General features: G+C 53.2%; 2 protein-coding genes. Both read left to right on the top strand.

The annotated features are described in order from the left end of the window. Nucleotides 1–208: 208 nt before the first annotated feature. Entirely contained in the window at nt 209–1,897 is a 1,689-nt protein-coding gene (locus HWQ67_RS14770; protein ID WP_218253457.1) for a M4 family metallopeptidase, read from the top strand. Then, nucleotides 1,854–3,344 (top strand): FG-GAP repeat domain-containing protein, encoded by a 1,491-nt coding sequence (locus HWQ67_RS14765; RefSeq protein WP_218253456.1) that lies wholly within the window; start codon nt 1,854–1,856, stop codon nt 3,342–3,344. Before HWQ67_RS14770 ends, HWQ67_RS14765 begins: the two co-directional genes overlap by 44 nt. The last annotated feature ends 93 nt before the right edge of the window (nt 3,345–3,437 follow it).

The raw sequence follows: 3,437 nt of genomic DNA, 5'->3' as shown, positions 1-3,437 counted from the left end.
TTGCAGGGGAGGTCAAGGAGGGGGCGGAGCCGCCCTTCTTGTAGGGGGTAGGGGGCGAAGCCCCCATTCTTTCTTTGACGAAGCCACCAACTACTTTCTTATGCACCCCCGCCTGAAGATACGATTGACTTTTCATAGCGTTTTGTTTATCCTAAAATGTAAGTAAGACGATATATTTTCCGATATCAGTAAAAAAGGTGGTTTTAGCGTGAAAAGACGGATAATGTTTATATCCCTGCTGCTGTTGCTTGCAACTGCATGGTGTTTTGGCATGTCGTATGCGGCCTCAGGTGACGATGAACTGGTTCAGAGGCTAAGGCAGACAGCCAACGGGCAGGTGATACTGGCCTACCATCGTGGTACGGGACGTGTCAGTTTCATGAGGTTCGATGGCGCCGGGACGATCCCTCGTATGCGTGGACTGACAGAGAGCGCCACGGCAGAGGCAGCGGCAAGGGGATTTCTTGAGGAGTATGGCAGGCTGTTTGGACTTGACTCCCAGACCGAAGAACTCCAGGTGATACGGCAGATGACAACCGGGGACGGCAGGTCGATAGTCAGGTTCCAGCAGGTGTATAAAGACATCCCTGTCATGGCCGGTGAGCTGATAGTCCATATGGATGCCAAAAAGAACGTCTTAACCGCCAACGGGGAGGTCTCTCCCACGCCTGTTGTCAAGACAACCCCATCCGTAGAGCCGGATGCGGCCAGGTCAGAGGCACTGAGACTGATATCGAAGCATTACAACACCTCACAGGCAACGTTGTCTGCCGACACACCGCAACTGTGGATATACAACCCCGTCCTGCTTGGCCACGGAGGCAATATCAATACCCTTGTCTGGCGGATGAACGTCAAGGCAAATGCACCGGGAACAATCAATGAGCTTGTACTGGTCGATGCACACACAGGGCGTATTGCCCTGCACTTTAATCAGACCAGAGACGCAAAAAACAGGGCCATATACGATAAAAAAAATGTCCGCGATGACTTCCTCCCCGGCTCTGCCCCTGTCAGGATCGAAGGTCAGGCCGCTGTTGGCATAAAGGATGTCGATGACGTCTATACTTACATGGGGGATACTTACGATTTTTATCAAGACGTCCACGGCAGGGATGGTTACGACAACGCAGGCAGCCGCATGGTTGTTACGGTCAGGTACTGTCCGGAAAATACCGGCGATGACTGTCCTTATGAAAACGCCTATTGGGATACTGAGACCAAACAGCTTGTCTTTGGCAACGGCTTTGCTTATGCCGATGATGTTGTTGCCCACGAGTATACGCACGCCGTTACGCAAGCTACGTCCAATCTATTTTATTACTACCAATCCGGCGCCATTGACGAGTCTCTCTCCGATGTGTGGGGAGAGTTTGTAGACCTGACAAACGGACATGGCAACGATGCTGCAATCGTGAGGTGGGCAATGGCTGAAGACCTCTCTATAGGGGCCATACGCAACATGAAGGACCCGACGTTGTTCAAAGACCCTGACAAAATGAGCAGCAGCAACTATTATTGTGGTTATAGGGACAACGGTGGAGTGCATACAAACAGCAGCATCAACAACAAGGCTGCTTACCTGATGGTCGATGGCGATACTTTTAACTCAAAGACTGTCACCGGGATTGGCATTACAAAGGTTGCAAAGATATACTACGAGGCTCAGAGTCACTTGCTCACCTCCGGCAGCGACTACGCAGACCTCTATAACGCCCTTGAGGCGGCCTGCAACACGCTGATTGGCACCGCCATGGTGACATCGGCGGACTGCCTGCAGGTGAAAAATGCCCTCGACGCCGTGGAAATGAACCAACAGCCATCGGGATGTCCATCTGCCGATGCCCCGGTCTGTGATAGCGGTTCGCCAAAGAACGTGTTTTTTCGACGACCTTGAGAGCGGCCCCGGCAATTGGACCCACAGCGCCATAACAGGCGTCGATGCGTGGAACGTCAACGAAGAAGGCTACGCAAAAAGCGGTAAATACAGCATCTACGGCGAGGAGTCCGAGGCGCTCTCAGACTCGGCCATCATGATGACCACCCAGGTGGTTATTCCACAGAAGGCGTATCTGCACTTCAGTCACGCATATGACCTTGAGGCAAACACCAATAAGTTACTTGCCCAGGACATAGGTCGCGTTGCCTACAGCACGGATAACAGTGTATCTTGGACTGATGCCGGCCCGCTGTTTACACACAACGCTTACAACTTCAAGAGTCAATACGATGGCGCTTACGGGTTCAGTGACGTCAGTAACGGTTACATATCAAGTCGGCTCGATCTAAGTTCCCTGGCCGGTAAAAGCGTCAGGTTCAGATTCAACCTCAAGACCGATGTTGGCACGGCCTTTCTGGGGTGGCTCATCGATGACGTCAGAATATACACCTGTGAGGGCGGCACTGCGCCAACACAAAAGGCAACGGCGGACTTTGACGGCAACGGCAAAAGCGATCTCCTCCTGTACGACACCGCTACCGGCAGCACCAGGCTCTGGTTGATGGATGACCTGAAGGCTGTCAGTGACAACGCAATTTACACGCAGTCTGATCTGAGTTGGCAGATAAAGGGCATTGGCGACTTTGACGGCTATGGTCAAAGCGACATCCTCTGGTACAACACCAAAACCGGCACGGTTTACATCTGGTTTATGAGTGAATCATCGGTATTGGCGCAGGGCATAGTGGCAACGCAGTCTGACCTCGGTTGGCAAATAAAGGGCATTGGTGACTTTAACGGCGATGGCAAGAGCGATGTCCTCTGGTACAACACCAAAACCGGCATGGTTTACATCTGGTTTATGAACGCAGCATGGGTATCGTCACAGGGCATAGTGGGCACACAGCCTGATACCGGTTGGCAGATAAAGGGCGCCGGCGACTTCAACGGCGATGCAAAGGACGACATCCTCTGGCAAAACACAACAACCGGAGCTATATATATCTGGTACCTCAACGGCACCAAAGTCACCGCTGCCAACTCCCCGCTGGCTCTGGCAGATACGACCTGGCAGATAAAGGGCATTGGTGACTTCAACGGCGATGGCAAGAGCGACATCCTCTGGCACAATGCCTCAACCGGGATGCTCTACATCTGGTTGATCAACGTAGGTGTCATTGGCAGTGGCTCACCGGCAACCCTGCCCTCAAACATGCAGGTTGTCGGCATTGGCGACTTCAACGGCGACGGCAACAGCGACATCTGCGTCGCAGACAAGTCAACCGGTCAGTTGTATATCGGTCTGCTCAACGGCGCTGAGGCAACAGCGATTGGTTCCCCGGGCGCCTTAACCGGCCACACCTGGAAGGTCATCCCCGATGGCTCAAACATGATGCTGTTTTAGACCGCATTTGACCGTAAAAGGAAAGAAAGGGGCGGCTTGTGGCAGACCGCCCTGCCTCACCCCCTCCGCCCCCCTTCAGAACCCCCTGCAAGG

The sequence above is a fragment of the Candidatus Magnetobacterium casense genome (assembly GCF_019173545.1).
In the GTDB taxonomy this organism is placed as follows: Bacteria; Nitrospirota; Thermodesulfovibrionia; order Thermodesulfovibrionales; family Magnetobacteriaceae; genus Magnetobacterium; species Magnetobacterium cryptolimnobacter.
This window is presented reverse-complemented; position numbering and strand designations above follow the sequence as displayed.